Raw genomic sequence first — 19,213 nt, 5'->3', positions numbered from 1 at the left:
GTTCGGCCCATGGCGATAGTCGGGGTGGGGATCGACCTGGTCTCCATTCCCGAGTTCGCCGAGCAGGTCGATCAGCCGGGCACCGTGTTCGCCGAGACGTTCACGCCGGGTGAGCGCCGCGACGCCGCAGACAAGAGTTCGTCGGCGGCGCGGCATCTCGCGGCGCGGTGGGCGGCCAAGGAGGCTGTGATCAAGGCGTGGTCGGGGTCGCGCTTCGCCAGGCGCCCGGTGCTGCCCGAGGGCATCCACCGCGACATCGAGGTCATCACCGACATGTGGGGCAGGCCGAAGGTGCGCCTGTCGGGGGCGATCGCCGAGCATCTGAAGAACGTGACGATCCATCTGTCGTTGACGCACGAGGCGGACACGGCCGCCGCCGTGGCCATCCTCGAAGAGCGCTGACCCCCGGCTCCTATTTGGCGCGAGCGTGCGTGTCTGCACACGACACGCCGCCCAATCCCGGCGGTTTGTGCACGCTCGTGGCTTCCGGGCGCGACGAAAGTGTTGCGGCTAGCCTCGATCCCATGAGCGATCTGGTGGCGCGGGTGCACGAGGTTATGCCGCAGGTGCGGCGCGATCTGGAAGATCTGGTGCGCATCGAGTCGGTGTGGGCGGACCCGGCCCGCCGCAGCGAGGTGCAGCGCAGCGCCGACGCCGTGGCGAAGCTGTTGACCGAGGCGGGCTTCAAGGATGTGCAATTGGTCAGCGAGGGCGGTGCACCCGCCGTCATCGCGCGCCATCCCGCGCCGCCCGGTGCGCCGACGGTGCTGTTGTACGCCCACCACGATGTGCAACCGGAGGGCGATCCGGCACAGTGGAATTCGCCGCCGTTCGAGCCCACCGAGCGCAACGGACGCCTCTACGGCCGCGGCACCGCCGACGACAAGGCCGGTATCGCAACGCATTTGGCGGCGTTTCGGGCACACGGCGGCAATCCGCCGGTCGGCGTCACCGTTTTCGTGGAGGGGGAGGAGGAGTCGGGTTCGCCGTCGCTGTCGCGTCTGCTGGCCGCCCATCACGACACCCTGGCCTCCGACGTCATCGTCATCGCCGACTCCGACAACTGGAGCACCGAGGTGCCCTCGCTGACGGTGTCGCTGCGTGGGCTCGTCGACTGCGTCGTCGAGGTTGCCACGCTCGACCACGGCCTGCATTCCGGCCTGTGGGGTGGCGTCGTCCCCGACGCAGTCAGCGTGCTGGTGCGACTGCTGGCCAGCCTGCACGACGACGAGGGCAACGTGGCGGTGGCGGGGCTGCACGAAGGTGAGGCCGCCGCCGTCGACTTCCCGCCCGAACGGGTCCGCGAGGAGACGGGCATGCTGCCCGGTGTGCACGAAATCGGTTCTGGCTCAGTGCCGCAACGATTGTGGGCCAAGCCGGCGATCACCATCATCGGTATCGACACGACGCCGATCGACAAGTCGTCGAACACCTTGATCCCTCGCGCGCGGGCCAAGGTCAGCATGCGCATCGCGCCCGGGGCCGACGTCGAACAGCACATGACGGCGTTGACCCGCCATCTCGAACAGCACGCCCCCTGGGGTGCGCAGGTGACGGTGACACCGGGCGACCACGGGCAGCCGTATGCGATCGACGCCAGCGGGCCGGTCTACGACGCCGCCCGCGCCGCGTTCTCCGAGGCGTGGGGCACCGAGCCCGTGCACACCGGCGTCGGCGGTTCGATCCCGTTCATCGCCGAATTCGCCGCGGCGTTTCCGTCGGCCAAGATCCTGGTGACCGGCGTGGAAGACCCTGAGACGCAAGCACACAGCGTCAACGAGAGCCTGCACCTCGGCGTGCTGGAGCGCGCCGCCGTCTCCGAGGCGCTGCTGCTGGCCGGCCTGGGCGAGCTCGGCTCAAACGGACAGGTCGCGCCGTAACTTTGCGACGTGACCCGTCGCGCGGACGTTGTACTGCGCCTCCGCGATCTTGCCCTTCTCGTCGACGACGAAGGTCGACCTGATGACGCCCTGAACGGTCTTGCCGTACATCGTCTTCTCCCCGAACGCGCCCCATTCGGTGAGCACTTTGCGGTCCGGATCCGACAGCAGGGTGAACGTCAGCTTCTCCTTGTCGCGGAACTTCGCCAACTTCTCAGGCTTGTCGGGGGAAATACCGATGACGTCGAGCCCGGCATCGTTGAGTTCGGCGAGGCTGTCGCGAAAGTCACACGCCTGTTTGGTGCACCCCGGGGTGGACGCCGCCGGATAGAAGTACACGATGACCTTGCGGCCCTTGTAATCGGAGAGCTTCACGGTGTTGCCGTCGGCATCGGGCAGGCTGAACGCGGGGGCTTTATCGCCGACCTCGAGTCGCGGAGTCTGTGGCACGCGCGGGCATCCCTTCTGTCGACCGGTGCGCTGCAGCGAGCGCGGGCTGCTCTAGGGTAGATCGGCAGGCTCTAGTGAAGAGCACCGACTTGGACGGCTTGGAGGCGCACGTGGCGGACCGCGATCCCGAGACCATCAAGCAGGACATCGACCAAGCTCGGGAGCAACTGGCGGCGACGGTGGACACCCTCGCCGAACGCGCGAATCCCAGTCGGCTGGTCGAGGACGCCAAGTCGGCCGCGATCCGCTTTGTGACGAAACCCGCCGTGGCGGTGTCGCTTGCGGGCGTGGGAGTGATCGCTCTGGTGCTCGTCGTCCGCCGGATCCGGCGGGACTGAACGGGCCGGCGTCAGCGTCGTCGCGTCGAGCGGAACCAGTCAGAGAGGGAGAAGCCCGGGGGGTTGGCGACCCGGCCGATTCGATTGCAGCTGTACACCGCGACCGGGCTTTGGGCAGTCACCTCGGCGGATGCGCCCGCACCCGCTCCGTCCGCCGCAAATGAATGGCCTGGCTGAAGCATCAGCTAAGTCCCTTTTCCCTTCCGAGATTTTGCTGATCCTGGAGATTCCGGGTGTCAGCTAACGCGACTCTAGCAGATCGATTTGTCTTATCGCAGCTTAATCAGCGGTAACTCCGATGAAGTGGCTTCTCCGCAACGCCGCGCGAACTGAGACCCACGTCTCCGTAAGCTGCGTTATGTAGCGCTCAGCACACTTCCCGCGCACGATGGCTAATTCCGCCCAGAAATTTACGTAACCGTAATAAGCGATCGCCATGGCGTCGCCGGTCGGTGCAGAAAAGAACGCGACCGTGACGGTCCGCCACGGTCGCACTCGATGTGAAGCTGGTGCGCCGTCAGGGTTTCGAACCCCGGACCCGCTGATTAAGAGTCAGCTGCTCTACCAACTGAGCTAACGGCGCGCGGGTGCGACAATAACAGGCTCTGCTGCGCAGTACGAAATCTGTACCCACAACGTTGCTTCGTCGACATCCGCCACGTAACCCGGACCTGAAAATGCCCTTAGACTGTTGCCAAGAATCATCGATCTGTCCCTGGTTGTGAGGTGGAGTGAGCAATGTGGCGAGTCCGTTCAGTGGCCCGTCCGCGTCGACGCGCATGGTTGGTGACCGTTGCGCTGATCCCCGCCCTGGCGCTCGGGTTGTCCGCTTGCGGAGGCAACTCGGCGCCGCCGCAGCCTCAGGTGATCGACGACAAGGGCACACCGTTCGGTGATCTGCTCGTCCCCAAGCTGACCGCATCGGTGACCGACGGCGCCGTGGGCGTTTCGGTGGACTCGCCGGTGACCGTCAGCGCGGAGGACGGCGTCCTCGGCGCGGTCACCATGGTTAACGAGTCCGGCAAGACCGTCGCAGGCGCCTTGAGCAAGGACGGGCTGACCTGGTCGACCACCGAGCCGCTAGGCTACAACAAGCGCTACACGCTCACCGCGGAATCGCTGGGGCTCGGCGGCGCCACCACCCGGCGGATGTCCTTTGAGACCCATTCGCCGGAAAACCTGACCATGTCGTACGTGTTGCCCAACAACGGCGAGGTGGTCGGTGTGGGACAACCGGTCGCCGTCCGGTTCGACGAGAACATCACCAACCGGCTGGCCGCACAGAAGGCCATCAAGATCAAGACCGACCCGCCCGTCGAGGGGGCGTTCTACTGGCTGAGCAACCAGGAGGTGCGCTGGCGGCCGGCGAAGTACTGGAAGCCCGGCACGAAGGTCGACGTCGCCGTGAACACCTATGGCGTCGATCTCGGTGACGGCCTGTTCGGCCAGGAGAACGTCAGCACCAGCTTCACGATCGGCGACGAAGTGATCACCACCGTCGACGACAACACCAAGACGCTGACGGTCAAGCGCAACGGCGAGGTGATCAAGACCATGCCGGTGTCGATGGGCAAGAACAGCACGCCCACCAACAACGGCGTCTACATCGTCGGAGACCGTCGCTCGCACATGGTGATGGACTCCTCGACCTACGGCGTTCCGTCCAACTCGCCCAACGGGTATCGCACCGAGGTCGACTGGGCCACGCAGATCTCCTACAGCGGCATCTACGTCCACGCCGCGCCGTGGTCGGTGGGCAGCCAGGGCTACAGCAATGTCAGCCACGGGTGCATCAACGTCAGCACGAGCAACGGGCAGTGGTTCCACGACAACTCGAAGCGCGGGGACGTCGTCGAGATCGTCAACACGGTCGGCTCGACGCTTCCGGGCACCGACGGACTCGGTGACTGGAACATCCCGTGGGAGCAGTGGAAAGCCGGCAACGCCAACGTCTGAGCCGGTCTCGCACCGGAAAAACATTGCCCCACCCGGCGATTGCGGGTGGGGCAATGTCATCAGTCGGGGTGGCTGACGGGACTCGAACCCGCGACAGCCAGGATCACAACCTGGTGCTCTACCAACTGAACTACAGCCACCATCGCCGCGAACCCGAACGGGCGAAGCGGCGACGTCGATACTAACCGCTCGAACGCTCAGCGGCCGAATCGATATCCTTCGCGTTGCCGTTCGGGGGTCCCAGTTCTGCGGCGACGGCCGCGATATCGCTGGTCGACGGCCCAGGTGGGGGTACGAACGCGGTGCGGCGGTAGTACTGCAGTTCACGGATCGACTCGTGGATGTCGGCGAGCGCCCGGTGCGCGAGGCCCTTCTCGGGCTGGCCGAAGTAGATCCGCGGATACCAGCGCCTGCACAACTCCTTGATCGAGCTAACGTCGATCATCCGGTAGTGCAGGTAGTCGTCGAGCTTGGGCATGTCGCGGGCGATGAAGCCGCGGTCGGTGGCGATCGAATTGCCCGCCAGCGGCGCCGTCTTGGCCTGTTTGACGTGGCCGCGGATGTAGTCGAGCACCTGTTCCTCAGCCTCGGCCACGGTGACGGTCGACGCTTTGACCTCGTCGATCAGGCCCGAGCGGGTGTGCATGTCGGTCACCACCGGGATCATCGACGCCAACGCTTCGTCGTCGGTGTGGATGACGACGTCGAGGCCGTCGCCGAGGATGTTGAGGTCAGCGTCTGTCACCAGCACCGCGATCTCGATGAGCCGGTCCGTCTTGAGATCCAGGCCGGTCATCTCGCAGTCGATCCACACCAGTTCGTCGCGCACGACGCTCACAGTAAGCCTTGCCACCGTCTGCGGCCCGCTGCACCCGCCCGTTCGGGCTGCGGTGGGGGTTAGGGTGCCAGCCATGGCCAGTGAGTCCGCACCCACCCCCGCACAGCAGATTGCCGCAGGTTACGCCCCCGAAGGGGCCGCGCTGGAGCTTGGCTCCGTCGTCGTCGACGGCGCCTGTGATCCGACAGCGCAGGTTCGTATACCACTGGCCACCGTCAACCGCCACGGCCTGATCGCCGGCGCCACCGGCACGGGGAAGACGAAATCGCTGCAGGTGCTTGCCGAACAGCTGTCGGCCGCGGGTGTGCCGTGCGTGATGGCCGACGTCAAGGGCGACCTCTCGGGGCTGTCGCGGCCCGGCGAGGCGAGCGAGAACGTCACCGCGCGGGCCGCCGACACCGGTGACGACTGGGTGCCGACGGCCTATCCCGTGGAGTTCCTGTCGCTGGGCACCACCAGCATCGGGGTGCCCGTGCGTGCGACGATCTCCAGTTTCGGGCCGATCCTGCTGTCGAAGGTGCTCGGGCTGAACGCCACGCAGGAGTCGACACTGGGCCTGATCTTTCACTGGGCCGACCAGCAAGGGCTCTCGCTGTTGGACCTCAAGGACCTGCGCGCGGTGATCCAGTACCTCACCAGCGACGAGGGCAAGGCCGAACTGAAGGCGATCGGCGCGGTGTCCACCACGACGGCGGGGGTGATCCTGCGGGCGCTGATCAACCTGGAGGCCGACGGCGGCGACACCTTCTTCGGTGAACCCGAACTGGAGCCCGAGGACCTGCTGCGGGTCGACGAGCAGGGCCGCGGAATCATCACTCTGCTGGAACTCGGCAGCCAGGCGGCCCGCCCCGTGATGTTCTCGACCTTCCTGATGTGGGTGCTCGCCGATCTGTTCGCGACGCTTCCGGAGGTCGGCGACCTCGACAAGCCGAAACTGGTCTTCTTCTTCGACGAGGCGCACCTGCTGTTCTCCGACGCGTCCAAGGCGTTCCTCGAACAGGTCGAGCAGACGGTCAAGCTGATCCGGTCCAAGGGCGTCGGGGTGTTCTTCTGCACCCAGCTACCGACCGACGTGCCCAACGATGTGCTGTCCCAACTGGGTGCGCGCATTCAGCACGCGCTGCGCGCGTTCACGCCCGACGACGAGAAGGCGCTGTCGAAGACGGTGCGCACGTACCCGAAAACCGATGTCTACGACCTGAAGTCGGACCTGACGTCGTTGGGCATCGGCGAGGCGATCGTCACCGTGCTGTCGGAGAAGGGCGCCCCGACGCCGGTGGCGTGGACGCGGATGCGGGCCCCACGGTCGCTGATGGACACCATCGGCCCCGAAGCGATCACCGCCGCGGCGAAAGCCAGTGCGCTGCAAGCGGAATACGGGCAGACCATCGACCGGGAGTCGGCCTACGAGCGACTCAACGCGCGGTTGGCGCCGCCGGAGGAGCCTGCCGCCGCCCCCGACGCCCTACCGCCGCCGCTGCCTCCGGCGCCGCAGGCCGGCGGGGCCAGCGCCTCGGGGCAGGTCAGATCGCGCGACACCGCCGAGCCGTCGATGGTCGAGAAGGTGGTCAGCAGCCCGGCGTTCAAGAGCGCGATGCGCTCGGCGGGCACGGTGATCGGCCGCGAGATCACCCGCAGCATCTTCGGCACCGGCCGCAGGCGCACCCGCCGTCGGCGCTGATTCACTTCGCGAAACTGTATTCCAGCAGGCCTCTACTCGCACTTTCGCTGACGGAATACAGTTTCGCGGCGTAGCGAGCCCCTAGCCGCCGCCGAGCTTCTTGTACACGGCGCCGACGATCGGCGTCACGATCGCCCGCGGCGTGTAGCCCGCCGCAACCGACATCGCCTTCGACGTCACGCCGGGGACGATACGCATCTTGTTGCGCTCCAACGCATCCAGCGACTGTTTGGCCGTGTACTGCGTCGAGATCCACAGGAAGTCCGGAATCAGCTTCTCCACCAACGACTGCTCTTCCTCGGACGGCAGCGCCTCGCGCACCGGTCCGGGGGCCAGCAGCGTCACATGCACGCCGACCTTCTTGAGCTCGCCGCGCAGTGACTCGCTGAACGTGTTGACGAATGCCTTGCTCGCGGCATAGGTCGCGTTGTTCGGAATCGGCGAATTGCCCGCTGCCGAACCGGAAATCAGGATGCCGCCGGACTTGCGCTCGACCATCCCCGGCAGGACGGCGAGCACCAGATCGTGCACACCGAGCACGTTCAGCTGAACCTGCGCCTTCTCGTCCGCCGGGTCCAGCGACGACACCGGGCCGAACGTCGCGGTGCCCGCGTTGGCGCACAGGATCGAAATGTTGCGCGTGGCCAGTTCGTCGCAGAATTTCGTGCGCTCGGTGGGATCGACCAGGTCGACGGGGCGCACCTCCACGGTCACGCCGTACTGCTGGGTGAGGCGGTCGGCCAGCGTGCGCAGCACCTCCTCGCGGCGGGCGGTGACGATCAGGTGGTGTCCACGGGCGGCGAGTTCGGTCGCCAGCGCTTCGCCGATGTTCTGCGATGCGCCCGTGACCACCGCGCGGGCGTCGGCGCTGGGTGCCGGTACTGACATGGCCGGGACTATATCGTGGGCGGACCATGACCGACCCACCCGATTCCGGCCGGGCTCCCGCGCCTCCTCGCCAGGTCATCTCGTGGGCGCTGTGGGATTTCGGTGCGACCGGGCTGAACGCCGTGGTCGTGACGTTCGTGTTCTCGATCTATCTGACGAACTCCGTCGGCGCCGACCTGCCCGGCGGCATCAGCGCCACCAGCTGGCTCGGCTGGGCGCTGGGAGGGGCCGGTGTGGTCGTGGCCGTGCTGGCGCCCGTGACCGGCGTGTGGGTCGACGCCCCGTGGCGACGGCGCCGGGTGCTGGGCGTGCTGAGCGCGCTCGCGGTGGTGCTGATCGCGGCGATGAGTTCGGTGCGTGACGACTACCGCTACCTGGCGCTCGGTCTGGTGTTGCTGGGCTGCGCGTCGGCGTGCAACGAACTGGCCACCGTGCCGTACAACGCAATGCTGCGCCAACTCTCGACGCCCCAGACGTCGGGCCAGATCTCCGGGCTCGGCCTCGGCTTGGGTTTCCTCGGCAGCGTCACCTTGCTGTTGATGGTCTACTTCGGCTTCGTCTCCGGTGACGGCGGATTGCTCGGCCTACCGCTCGACGACGGCCAAAACATCAGGGCCGCCATGGTTTTCACCGCCGTCTGGTTCGGGCTGTTCGCCCTGCCGGTCCTGGTGGCCGTGCCCAGCGTCAAACCCGACCCGCTGGAACAACGGCAGTCGGTGGGGTTCATCGGCGGCTATCGCAGGCTGTTCTCCGACATCCGCAGCGAGTGGCGGCGCGACCACCACGTCATCTACTACCTCGTGGCCAGCGCGGTGTTTCGCGACGGTCTGACGGGCATCTTCGCGTTCGGGGCGGTGCTCGGCGTGCGGGTCTACGGCGTCTCCGACGCGGACGTGCTGCTGTTCGGTGTGAGCGCGAGCACCGTCGCCGCCGTCGGCGCGGTCCTCGGCGGGCTGCTCGATGACCGGTTCGGCGCCAAACCCGTCATCGTCGTGTCGCTGAGCGCGATGATCGCGGTCGGGCTGGCGTTGCTGTCGCTCGACGGGGTGCTCGCCTTCTGGGTCTGCGGGCTGCTGCTGTGCCTGTTCATCGGCCCGACGCTGTCCGCGGCGCGGACGATGATGCTGCGCATGTCGGCCCACGGCAAGGAGGGCGTCGCGTTCGGCCTCTACACGACGACGGGCCGCGCCGTTTCGTACCTGGCGCCCACGCTGTTCTCGGCGTTCATCGCGATCTTCGGCACCGACCGCGCGGGGATGGGCGGTCTGCTCGTGGTCCTCGCCGCCGGCCTGGTCGCGATGCTGGCCGTGCGCGTTCCCCGCAGCGTGACCGCCTAACCGGTCGCGGTGCAGATCGTGAGGCCCGCTCCCGTGCGCTTCTGCACCACGGTGCCGTCGACGGAGATCGAACAGTTCACCTCGCGGCCGACGTTGATGATGCTGATGCTCGCCGACGCCGCGGCGGACTCGGACAACTCAACTTCCTTACTCCACGGCAGCATCACGTTGAACTCGGTCTGCAGCAGACCGCCGGTGTCGACGTAGGTGATGTTGATCGCCCGTCCGGAACCGCTGACGACGTAGACGACGGTCTGGGTGGCACCGGGGGTGGTGGTGCGCGGAGTGCTCGGCACGGTGGGCACCGCGGGCGGCACGGTCGGCCGCGTGGTGCGCGGGACGGTCGGGCGCAGCGTCGTCGTCGGGATCGGCGTGGTGAAGTCGGGCTCCTGCATCGGCGGTGGCGCGACGACCGTCTGCTGTTGCGAACTGTTGACCACGACGAGCGCGATCACCAGGCCCAGCACGGTCAGCACCGCGAGACCCGCGGCGACCCACAGCCAACGGGGTGAACGCGGTTCCTCTGGCGGTTGCTGGGGTGAGGGCTCACCGGATGGGTAGGGCGCCCCGTACTGGCCGGTGGCGTAGGGGTCATAGCCGTAGGTGCCGTACTGCGGCAGGCGCTGCGTCGGGGCAGGTCCCGGCGGCGGCTGATAGGTGGGGCCGTACGCCTGGCTGGCATACGCCGGATCGCTGTAACCGGAATAGCCGTAACCCTGCGGTTGCTCCCCGCGACCACCCGTGCCGGATTGCTCGTCGCGGCCGGGGCGTGGTGTATCGGTCATACCCACCTCATGCGTGCGAGGGTACCTGTGCGACCGCCCAACAGGCGCAGGTCACCGCTCGACTTGCCTGGGTAGGCAGAATTGGTCCGGTGGGAGAGCAGGTTCGCAGGGTCTACGGCGCATCCATGTCGCCGGACGCCACCGCGTTCGCACATCTGGTCGACGACGGCGGCTTCCCGCGGGCCGTGCAGCGGTTCCTGCGCGGCTGGCGGGCGAGTTCCTCGCGCGACGTCGATCTACCCGTCGAAGGGCCGGTGACGCGGGTCCTGCACTCGGCCGACGGTCACTGGCTCGCCTGCGAGGTCGCACCCGAAGGCAGCACCCGCACCCAGATCTGGGTGGTGACAACCGATCCCGACGACCGCGACGCCCGCCGCATCGACTCGTGGCAGGCCGGAGCGCCCGAGGGCACCGCCGAACTCATCAACTGGGACGGCACCTTGGTGGCGGCGATCCTCACCGGTGAGGACGGTGTCGGCAGTTCATGCCTGATCGACCCGGCCACCGGTCGCACCGCCGTGCTGGACCGCCGCTCGGGCGGCAGGCTCGTCGACGCCTGGGCCGGCGCCGCGCTGGTGCGGGTCGGGCCGCGCGGCTACCGCGACCTCATCATGCTGCGCGGGCGCACCGAAACCGCGTTGCTGCCATACGATCCAGGCTCGACCACCGACACCGGCGTCATCCTCGACGACCACTACGCACGCCGGTTGCGCGCCGGGCTGGAGGGTGAGCTCACCAAGCTGTACCAACCCGCCAGCACCTACGACGTCAACAGCACCGAAGGCTATGTGCGGGCCCTGATCCGCAGTGAGAACGGCGCCGAGCACGCGCGACTGCTCGAGGTCACGGTCACCGCCGACGGCGTGGCGTACCAGGTCGTCGCCGAGCGACCCGGCTACGAACTCGACGAGTTCACCGTCAGCGACGACGGGTCCACCGTGGCGATGCTGTGGAACATGCACGGCGCCAGCGAGTTACAGATTCTCGAGCTGCCCGACAGCTTCCTGCACGAACCGATCCCACTGCCCGGCATGGTGGCCAGCCAGCTGAGCATCAGCGCCGGCGGTTCGATGCTGGCCATGACGGTCGAGGGACCGTCCACCCCGCCGACCGTTGAACTGGTCGACCCTCGCACGCGGGAGTGGGAGCTCGTCGACCGCGAACCGAGCTCCGGACCGATGGCGCCGGACCCGACGCTGGAACGGGTCACCGCACGCGACGGCATGGAGTTCTCCGGCTGGCTGTTCCGCCCGCGCGACGGCGTCCCGACGATCGGCGCGATGCTGTTCCTGCACGGCGGTCCCGAGGGGCAGGGAAGGCCCGGGTACAACGAGTTCTTCCCGGCGCTGCTGGAGGAGGGCATCAGCGTGTTCCTGCCCAACGTCCGCGGCTCGGGCGGATTCGGCAGGACGTTCATGCACGCCGACGACAAGGAGCGACGGTTCGCCGCCATCGACGACGTCGCCGACGCGGTCGACTATCTCGTCGAGCAGGGGGTCGCACCCGTCGATCGCATCGCATGTTGCGGATGGTCCTACGGTGGCTACCTGACCCAGGCGGCGCTCACCTTCCACCCCGACCGGTTCGCCGCGGGAATCAGCATCTGCGGTATGAGCGATCTGAACACCTGGTACCGCAACACCGAACCGTGGATCGCCGCCGCCGCATATCCGAAGTACGGCCACCCGATCAGCGATCGTGAACTGCTCGAGCAGCTATCGCCGTTGCAACGCGTCGATGCGATGACGGCGCCGTTGCTGTTGGTGCACGGCGCCAACGACACCAACGTGCCCCCCGGTGAATCTCAGCAAATGTTCGAAGCGCTGCAGGAACTTAACCGAAAAGTCGAACTGCTGATGTTCGACGACGACGGCCACGAGATCGACCGACGCGAGAATCGCGCCGTGCTGGTCAAAGCCATGCGCGAGTGGCTGATTGCGGCTTTCGGCCCGCATTCCGCGTCGTAACCGAATTGACGCCGTAGCCACGTTTATCGAAATTGTCTGCCGGGTAAACGCTGCGCACGCGCCGATCGGGCGCGACAAAGGAGGCGCAGCATGCGAGGTGGCGGAATTCTCGGCGTTCTGGTGCTCGTTTGGTTGCTGATCGGCGCATTTGCCGCATACCAACGCGGCTACTTCGAGACCAGTGAAACCAATTGCGCGACAGCGGGAAGCATCGCCCTGACGGTGGTGGCCGGTCCGCTGAACTACGCAGGTGTCAACCCCAAGGTTGAAAACTGCAATCTGCCGGAACCCAGCCAGTGACAACTGGCGCTTGACAATTCGAAGGGAACACTAATGATCATCCTCGGAGCGATCCTTCTCATCCTCGGACTGATCTTCGGAATCAACATCCTCTGGACCATCGGCATCATCCTCATGGTCATCGGAGCGGTGTTCTGGATTCTGGGATCCGTCGGCCGTCCTGTCGGTGGCAGGAAAGCCTGGTACTAACGGTTTGAGGCCCAGCGCCTAAACGTCACGTGCGGCCGAGGTCAGCGCCGCGACCGTCATAGCTTTCAAGACGGATCGCGGTCTGGCCTCGGCCGTCTTCGTGGTCAGAGCGTGCGGCGTGGAGTTCAGCAGCCCGAACGTGGCGTGCGCCATCAGTCGGGCGTCGGCCTCGGCCAACGAGGTGTCGACCTTGCGCAGCACGTCCACCCAGATCTCGACGTACTGGCGTTGCGCCTTGCGCACCTGGCGTTTGGCCGACGGCGGCAGGCTGGCGAAGTCGCGATCCTGGATGCGGATGAGGTCGGACTCGCCGAGCGCGAAGTCCAGATGGAAGTCGATCAGGCCGTCCAACGCCGACGTGGCATCCGCGGCAAGGGCGACCACTTCGGTGGCGCCGGCCAGCAGCCGGGTGCTGATACCGACCAGTAACTCGACCAGCAGCGCCTCCTTGTTCGGAAAGTGCCGATAGATCGCCGGTCCGCTGACGCCGGCCGCGGCGCCGATGTCCTCCAGCCGCACCGCGAGGTAACCGCGTTCGGCCACCAGGCGTTCCGCCGCGGCGATCAGCTGGGAACGGCGATCCGATTTCGCCTTGCTGCGCCGGGTGGTCGCGGGCACCTGAGTAGGGGACACGACGCCTCCCGCCCGCTGTAGACATCTCGGTTAATCGTGACTAACATACCACGAGTTAGTCGTCATTAACTCAACGAACGGGTTCACCGATGGCATCGCGGCCTTCACATCGCGAGCAGCATCTCGCGCTGGTCGACGAACTGCGTTCCAAGCTCGCCGCGGCTGCGCTCGGCGGCCCCGAACGGGCCCGCGAGCGCCACGTCAGCCGCGGCAAACTGCTGCCGCGCGACCGGGTGGACGGCCTGCTGGATACCGGTAGCCCCTTCCTCGAACTGTCTCCGCTGGCCGCCGACGGCATGTACGACGACGAATGTCCGGGCGCGGGCATGATCACCGGCATCGGTCGCGTATCGGGCCGCGAATGCGTGATCGTCGCCAACGACGCGACCGTCAAGGGCGGCACCTACTACCCGATCACGGTCAAGAAGCACCTCCGCGCCCAGGAGGTTGCCGGCGAAAACCGGTTGCCCTGCATCTATCTCGTCGACTCCGGCGGGGCGTTCCTGCCGCGACAAGACGAGGTCTTCCCCGACCGCGACCATTTCGGGCGTATCTTCTACAACCAGGCCAACCTGTCCGCCCGGGGCATCCCGCAGATCGCCGCGGTGCTCGGATCCTGCACCGCCGGTGGCGCATACGTGCCCGCGATGAGCGACGAGGCCGTGATTGTGCGCAACCAGGGCACCATCTTCCTCGGGGGCCCACCGCTGGTGAAGGCGGCGACGGGCGAGGTCGTCACCGCCGAGGAGCTCGGCGGCGGTGACCTGCACTCGAAAACCTCCGGTGTGACAGATCATTTGGCGCACGACGACCGCGATGCGCTGCGCATCGTGCGGCGCATCGTCGCCACGCTCGGCCCCCGCGAGCCGCTGCCGTGGGACGTCCGGCCCACCGTGGACCCGGTCGCCGATCAGCACGAGCTCTACGACGTCGTGCCGGTCGACTCGCGGGTCCCCTACGACGTGCACGAGGTGGTCACGCGCATCGTCGACGGCGGTGAATTCGCCGAATTCAAGGCCGAATACGGCAGCACCCTGGTGACCGGATTCGCCCACATCCACGGCCATCCGGTGGGCATCATCGCCAACAACGGCGTGCTGTTCAGCGAATCGGCGCTCAAGGGTGCGCATTTCATCGAGCTCTGCGACAAGCGCAATACCCCGCTGCTGTTCCTGCAGAACATCTCCGGCTTCATGGTCGGGCGTGATTACGAGGCCGGTGGCATCGCCAAGCACGGCGCGAAGATGGTCACCGCGGTGGCGTGCGCGCGGGTGCCGAAGCTGACCGTGGTCATCGGCGGTTCGTACGGCGCGGGCAACTACTCGATGTGCGGGCGCGCGTATTCGCCTCGCTTCCTGTGGATGTGGCCCAACGCGAGGATCTCGGTGATGGGCGGCGAGCAGGCCGCGTCGGTGCTGGCCACCGTGCGCGGCGACATGTCGCCCGAAGAGGAGGAGAAGTTCAAGGCCCCGATCCGCCAGCAGTACGAAGACCAAGGCAATCCGTACTATTCGACGGCCCGGCTGTGGGATGACGGGGTTATCGACCCCGCCGACACCAGAACGGTTCTCGGACTGGCGCTCTCGGCGGTCGGTCAGGCACCGCTCGAGTCCATCTCCTACGGCGTGTTCCGGATGTGAGGACATGAACTTCGATACCGTCCTTGTCGCCAACCGAGGCGAGATCGCCGTCCGGGTCATCCGCACGTTGCGCGCCATGGGCATCCGGTCGGTCGCGGTGTTCAGTGACGCGGACGCGGAAGCCCGCCATGTCGCCGAGGCCGACGTCGCCGTCAACATCGGGCCGGCGGCGGCCAGGCAGAGTTACCTCGACATCGATGCCGTCGTCGCGGCGGCCAAGCGCACCGGCGCCCAGGCCGTCCATCCCGGTTACGGATTCCTCTCGGAGAACGCGCAATTCGCCGCCGCCCTGCAGGACGCAGGCATCGTGTTCATCGGCCCACCGGTCGGTGCGATCCAGACCATGGGCGACAAGATCGCGGCCAAGGCGGCGGTGTCGGCATTCGGCGTGCCGGTTGTCCCCGGGGTGTCCCGGCCGGGCCTGTCCGATGACGACCTCATCGCCGGCGCCGACGAGGTCGGCTTCCCCGTCCTGGTGAAACCCTCGGCGGGCGGCGGCGGCAAAGGCATGCGCGTCGTGCACGAGCCGGCCGAACTGGCGGCCGCGCTGGCCAGCGCACGCCGGGAGGCCGCCGCCGCGTTCGGCGACGACACCCTGTTCCTCGAACGGTTCGTGCTCAACCCGCGCCACATCGAGGTGCAGGTGCTCGCCGACGGTTACGGCAACGTCGTGCACCTCGGCGAACGCGAATGCAGCCTGCAGCGCCGACACCAGAAGGTCATCGAGGAGGCGCCGTCGCCGCTGCTGGACGCGGCGACGCGGGCGAGGATCGGCGCGGCGGCGTGCGACACCGCGCGCAGCGTCGACTACACCGGCGCGGGCACCGTCGAGTTCATCGTGTCCGCCGACCGGCCCGACGAGTTCTTCTTCATGGAGATGAACACCCGCCTGCAGGTCGAGCATCCGGTCACCGAGATGGTCACCGGCATCGACCTCGTCGAGCAACAGGTGCGGATCGCCGCGGGGGAGAAGCTGTCGATCGCGCAGGACGACATCGTCATGACCGGGCACGCGATCGAGGCCCGCGTCTACGCCGAAGATCCCGGGCGCGGCTTCCTGCCCACGGGTGGCGAGGTGTTGGACCTCGCCGAGCCGCAGGGGCCCGGCGTCCGCGTCGACTCGGGGCTGGCCCCGGGCTCGGTGATCGGCAGCGACTACGACCCGATGCTGTCGAAGGTCATCGCGCACGCCGAGGACCGGCCGGGCGCCCTTCGTGCGCTCGACCGTGCGCTGGCGCAGACCGCCGTATTGGGTGTCACCACGAACATCGAGTTCCTGCGGTTCCTTCTCGCCGAACCCGACGTCGCGGCCGGCCGCCTCGACACCGGCCTACTGGACCGCCGCAGCCCGGACTTCGCGCCGGCGGCCGCTCGGGACGTCGACCTGGTCGCCGCCGCGGCGTACAAGTGGCTGCGCGCATGGCCGGAACCCGTCGGCGACCTGTGGGCGGTCCCGTCCGGCTGGCGGATGGGCCGGCATGCGCCGACGACGTATCGACTGCAGTCGGGTGAACGCATCGACCACGTCCACCTCAGCGGGACGCCGTCGGCGGGCAACGCGGCGATCGAGGACGGGCAAGCGCGCCCACTGTCGGCGTCGTCGGCCGGCGACCGGCTGGCGGTCACATTCGACGGTGTCCGAACCGATTACGTCGTGGCGGCCGAAGACGGTCGGGTCTGGCTGGCGGACGGCGGCCGCACCCTGGCGGTCGACGAGGTGCGCGAAGCGCCGGTGCGGCCCGACGACGCGCACAGCGGCGACGCCGAGTTGACAAGCCCGATGCCGGGTTCCGTGGTGGCCGTCGGGGTCGCCGAGGGCGATCGGGTCACGGCGGGCACGGTCGTGGTCACCGTCGAGGCCATGAAGATGGAACACGCGTTGAGCGCCCCGGTCGACGGCGTGGTGGAACTCCTTGTCGCCGAAGGCGATCAAGTCAAGGTGGGTCAGTTGCTGGCGAAGGTCATCGCGGACCCCGCAGTGGAGGAACAATTATGAGCGACTTTCTGGCCACCGGCATGCTGCCGGATCACTACGAACAGCTGGCCAAAACGGTTCGCGACTTCGCCCAGAGCGTGGTGGCGCCCGTCGCCGCCAAGCACGACGAGGAACACTCGTTCCCGTACGAGGTCGTCGCGGGCATGGCCGACATGGGCCTGTTCGGCCTGCCGTTTCCCGAGGAGTACGGCGGCATGGGCGGCGATTACTTCGCGCTGTGCCTCGCGCTCGAGGAACTCGGCAAGGTCGACCAGAGCGTCGCGATCACGCTCGAAGCGGGGGTGTCGCTGGGCGCGATGCCGGTGTACCGGTTCGGTTCCGACAAGCAGAAGGAAGAGTGGCTCCCGCTGCTGGCAAGCGGTAAGGCGCTCGGCGCGTTCGGCCTGACCGAAGCCGGTGGGGGCAGCGACGCGGGCGCCACCAAGACCACGGCCCGGCTCGACGACGGCCACTGGGTCATCAACGGTTCCAAGCAGTTCATCACCAACTCGGGCACCGACATCACCAAGCTGGTGACGGTGACGGCGGTGACGGGCGAGAAACTTGATGGCAAGAAAGAGATTTCGTCGATCCTGGTGCCGGTGCCCATCGACGGCTTCACCGCCGAGCCGGCCTACAGCAAGGTCGGCTGGAACGCCTCGGACACCCACCCGCTGAGCTTCGACGATGTGCGCGTGCCCGAGGAGAATTTGCTCGGTGAGCGCGGCAGGGGATATGCGAACTTCCTCCGCATCCTCGACGAGGGCCGCATCGCGATCGCCGCGCTGTCGGTCGGGGCGGCCCAGGGGTGTGTTGACGAATCGGTCAAGTACGCCAAGGAACGCGAGGCCTTCGGCGCCGCCATCGGCAGCTATCAGGCGATCGCCTTCAAGATCGCGCGCATGGAGGCGCGGGCACACATTGCCCGCACGGCGTACTACGACGCCGCCGCGCTGATGCTGGCCGGAAAGCCGTTCAAGAAGGCGGCGTCCATCGCCAAGATGGTGGCCAGCGAGGCCGCGATGGACAACGCCCGCGACGCCACCCAGATCTTCGGCGGCTACGGCTTCATGAACGAGTACTCCGTCGCACGGCATTACCGTGACAGCAAGATCCTCGAAATCGGCGAGGGCACAACGGAAGTGCAGTTGATGCTGATCGGACGGGAGCTGGGCCTGTGAGCGGAGCGAGCGATCAGACCGACAGCGACAAGAAAATCGTCGTTCAGCGCGGGCTGTGGTACGAGGAGTTCGAAACCGGTGTGCTGTATCAGCACCGTCCGGGGCGCACGATCACCGAGGCGGACAACGTCTTGTTCACGACTCTGACGATGAACACCCAGGCGCTGCATCTGGACGCCGCGTTCTCCGACGCCCTGCCGCCGTTCAACCAGCGGCTGGTCAATTCGATGTTCACGCTGTCGACCCTCGTCGGGCTGTCGGTCACCCAGCTGACGCAGGGCACCATCGTCGGCAACCTGGGCTTCGGTGAAATCGCCTTCCCGAAACCGCTTTTCCACGGCGACACGCTCTACGCGGAGTCCGAGGTGCTCGAGAAGCGTGAGTCCAAGAGCCGCCCCGGTGAGGGCATCGTTACCTTCTCCCACGTCGGCCGCAACCAACACGGCGACATCGTGGCCACCGCTTCGCGAAAAACCATGGTGCGCAAGCGACCGGAGGGTGACGCATAGTGGCGCTCGCGACGGGACCAGCCTGGCTGTTCTGCCCCGCCGACCGCCCGGAGCGGTTCGAGAAGGCCGCCGCGGCCGCCGATGTCGTGATCCTCGACCTCGAGGACGGCGTCGCCGCCAAGGACCGGGAGGCCGCCCGTGCGGCGCTCATCGAGACCCGTCTCGACCCGGAGCGGACGGTGGTGCGCGTCAACCCGGCCGGCACGGCCGATCATCCCCTCGACCTCGAGACGCTGGCCAAGACCGACTACACCACGGTCATGCTCGCCAAGACCGAGGACCCGCAACAGGTGCGCGACCTGGCGCCGCTCGACGTCGTGGTGCTGATCGAGACCCCGCTGGGCGCGCTGGCCGTGACCGACCTGGCGCGCATGGAGAACGCGGTCGCGCTCATGTGGGGCGCCGAAGACCTGTTCGCGGTGACCGGTGGCACCGCCAACCGGTACCCAGACGGCAGCTACCGCGAGGTCGCCCGCCACGTGCGATCGCAGACGCTGCTGGCCGCCAAGGCCTACGGCCGGCTGGCGCTGGACTCGGTGTACCTCGACATCAAGGACCTCGAGGGCCTTCGAGGCGAGGTTGACGACGCCGTGGCGGTCGGCTTCGACGTCAAGGTCGCGATCCATCCGTCCCAGGTCGCGGTGATCCGGGAGGGCTATGCCCCGA

19 protein-coding genes and 2 tRNA genes are annotated in these 19,213 nt (G+C 67.3%); 14 read left to right on the top strand and 7 right to left on the bottom strand.

Going from position 1 to position 19,213, the window contains the following annotated elements:
* The first annotated feature begins 9 nt into the window (after positions 1–9).
* Together acpS and A5752_RS06820 are read left to right on the top strand one after the other, a co-directional pair.
* Positions 10–402 carry a holo-ACP synthase AcpS gene (gene acpS / locus A5752_RS06825; RefSeq protein ID WP_067083573.1) on the top strand — a complete coding sequence of 131 codons (393 nt, stop codon included), beginning with the start codon at positions 10–12 and terminating at the stop codon, positions 400–402.
* A gap of 122 nt (positions 403–524) precedes the next feature.
* A complete protein-coding gene (locus A5752_RS06820) occupies positions 525–1,880 on the top strand; it encodes a dipeptidase (RefSeq protein ID WP_067083571.1) in 1,356 nt (451 codons plus the stop codon).
* Here the strand turns inward: A5752_RS06820 and bcp are convergent.
* Positions 1,857–2,330: a thioredoxin-dependent thiol peroxidase gene (gene bcp / locus A5752_RS06815; protein WP_067083569.1), complete on the bottom strand. Its 474-nt coding sequence runs from the start codon at positions 2,328–2,330 to the stop codon at positions 1,857–1,859. The two genes, A5752_RS06820 and bcp, sit on opposite strands and share 24 nt — an antisense overlap.
* Positions 2,331–2,440: 110 nt before the next feature.
* Here bcp and A5752_RS06810 point away from each other — a divergent pair, with 110 nt between their 5' ends.
* On the top strand, positions 2,441–2,668 hold the full coding sequence (locus A5752_RS06810) for a DUF3618 domain-containing protein (RefSeq protein WP_067083622.1): 228 nt from the start codon (positions 2,441–2,443) through the stop codon (positions 2,666–2,668).
* Between the two features lie 507 nt (positions 2,669–3,175).
* On the opposite strand, the gene A5752_RS06805 is transcribed toward A5752_RS06810, so the two are convergent.
* A tRNA-Lys gene (locus tag A5752_RS06805) sits at positions 3,176–3,251 on the bottom strand.
* A gap of 155 nt (positions 3,252–3,406) precedes the next feature.
* Between A5752_RS06805 and A5752_RS06800 the strand changes: the two genes are divergently transcribed.
* Complete coding sequence (locus tag A5752_RS06800) at positions 3,407–4,624, top strand: L,D-transpeptidase (RefSeq protein WP_067083567.1); 1,218 nt, start codon at positions 3,407–3,409, stop codon at positions 4,622–4,624.
* 67 nt (positions 4,625–4,691) lie between these two features.
* Here A5752_RS06800 and A5752_RS06795 read toward each other — a convergent pair.
* Positions 4,692–4,764: transfer RNA gene (locus tag A5752_RS06795), tRNA-His, on the bottom strand.
* A 41-nt stretch (positions 4,765–4,805) separates the two neighbouring features.
* Positions 4,806–5,453, bottom strand: coding sequence for an oligoribonuclease (gene orn, locus A5752_RS06790; RefSeq protein ID WP_067083566.1), 648 nt, complete (start codon positions 5,451–5,453; stop codon positions 4,806–4,808).
* An 82-nt stretch (positions 5,454–5,535) separates the two neighbouring features.
* On the opposite strand from orn, the gene A5752_RS06785 reads away from it, so the two are divergent.
* Complete coding sequence (locus A5752_RS06785; protein ID WP_067083564.1) at positions 5,536–7,143, top strand: helicase HerA-like domain-containing protein; 1,608 nt, start codon at positions 5,536–5,538, stop codon at positions 7,141–7,143.
* 81 nt (positions 7,144–7,224) lie between these two features.
* On the opposite strand, the gene cmrA is transcribed toward A5752_RS06785, so the two are convergent.
* Positions 7,225–8,031 (bottom strand): mycolate reductase, encoded by an 807-nt coding sequence (gene cmrA / locus A5752_RS06780; RefSeq protein ID WP_067083563.1) that lies wholly within the window; start codon positions 8,029–8,031, stop codon positions 7,225–7,227.
* 26 nt (positions 8,032–8,057) lie between these two features.
* Here cmrA and A5752_RS06775 point away from each other — a divergent pair, with 26 nt between their 5' ends.
* Complete coding sequence (locus tag A5752_RS06775; protein ID WP_067083561.1) at positions 8,058–9,368, top strand: MFS transporter; 1,311 nt, start codon at positions 8,058–8,060, stop codon at positions 9,366–9,368.
* On the opposite strand, the gene A5752_RS06770 is transcribed toward A5752_RS06775, so the two are convergent.
* Positions 9,365–10,153, bottom strand: coding sequence for an MmpS family transport accessory protein (locus A5752_RS06770; RefSeq protein WP_082963773.1), 789 nt, complete (start codon positions 10,151–10,153; stop codon positions 9,365–9,367). The two genes, A5752_RS06775 and A5752_RS06770, sit on opposite strands and share 4 nt — an antisense overlap.
* A gap of 125 nt (positions 10,154–10,278) precedes the next feature.
* On the opposite strand from A5752_RS06770, the gene A5752_RS06765 reads away from it, so the two are divergent.
* From A5752_RS06765 to A5752_RS27695, 3 genes are all read left to right on the top strand, one after another.
* Positions 10,279–12,120, top strand: a complete 1,842-nt coding sequence (locus A5752_RS06765; protein ID WP_067083620.1) for an alpha/beta hydrolase family protein — start codon at positions 10,279–10,281, stop codon at positions 12,118–12,120.
* A gap of 90 nt (positions 12,121–12,210) precedes the next feature.
* The gene (locus tag A5752_RS06760) at positions 12,211–12,420 is read left to right on the top strand and encodes a hypothetical protein (protein ID WP_067083558.1); all 210 of its coding nucleotides are present in this window, start codon (positions 12,211–12,213) and stop codon (positions 12,418–12,420) included.
* 33 nt (positions 12,421–12,453) lie between these two features.
* Positions 12,454–12,609: a hypothetical protein gene (locus A5752_RS27695; RefSeq protein ID WP_090274377.1), complete on the top strand. Its 156-nt coding sequence runs from the start codon at positions 12,454–12,456 to the stop codon at positions 12,607–12,609.
* Between the two features lie 18 nt (positions 12,610–12,627).
* On the opposite strand, the gene A5752_RS06755 is transcribed toward A5752_RS27695, so the two are convergent.
* On the bottom strand, positions 12,628–13,242 hold the full coding sequence (locus A5752_RS06755; RefSeq protein ID WP_067083556.1) for an SACE_7040 family transcriptional regulator: 615 nt from the start codon (positions 13,240–13,242) through the stop codon (positions 12,628–12,630).
* Positions 13,243–13,331: 89 nt separating this feature from the next.
* Here A5752_RS06755 and A5752_RS06750 point away from each other — a divergent pair, with 89 nt between their 5' ends.
* The 5 genes from A5752_RS06750 to A5752_RS06730 form a co-directional block, all read left to right on the top strand.
* Complete coding sequence (locus A5752_RS06750) at positions 13,332–14,882, top strand: carboxyl transferase domain-containing protein (RefSeq protein ID WP_067083554.1); 1,551 nt, start codon at positions 13,332–13,334, stop codon at positions 14,880–14,882.
* A gap of 4 nt (positions 14,883–14,886) precedes the next feature.
* Entirely contained in the window at positions 14,887–16,878 is a 1,992-nt protein-coding gene (locus A5752_RS06745) for an acetyl-CoA carboxylase biotin carboxylase subunit (protein ID WP_067083552.1), read from the top strand.
* Entirely contained in the window at positions 16,875–18,038 is a 1,164-nt protein-coding gene (locus A5752_RS06740; protein ID WP_067083550.1) for an acyl-CoA dehydrogenase family protein, read from the top strand. Before A5752_RS06745 ends, A5752_RS06740 begins: the two co-directional genes overlap by 4 nt.
* On the top strand, positions 18,035–18,547 hold the full coding sequence (locus tag A5752_RS06735) for a MaoC family dehydratase (protein WP_067083548.1): 513 nt from the start codon (positions 18,035–18,037) through the stop codon (positions 18,545–18,547). Before A5752_RS06740 ends, A5752_RS06735 begins: the two co-directional genes overlap by 4 nt.
* A partial coding sequence (locus A5752_RS06730; RefSeq protein WP_067083546.1) for an HpcH/HpaI aldolase/citrate lyase family protein occupies positions 18,547–19,213 on the top strand: 667 nt, incomplete at its 3' end. The genes A5752_RS06735 and A5752_RS06730, both read left to right, overlap by 1 nt.

The sequence above is a fragment of the Mycobacterium sp. 852002-51961_SCH5331710 genome, assembly GCF_001665535.1.
Taxonomy (GTDB): domain Bacteria; phylum Actinomycetota; class Actinomycetes; order Mycobacteriales; family Mycobacteriaceae; genus Mycobacterium.
The sequence above is the reverse complement of the archived record's forward strand: the minus strand, read 5'-3'. Positions and strand labels throughout refer to the sequence as shown.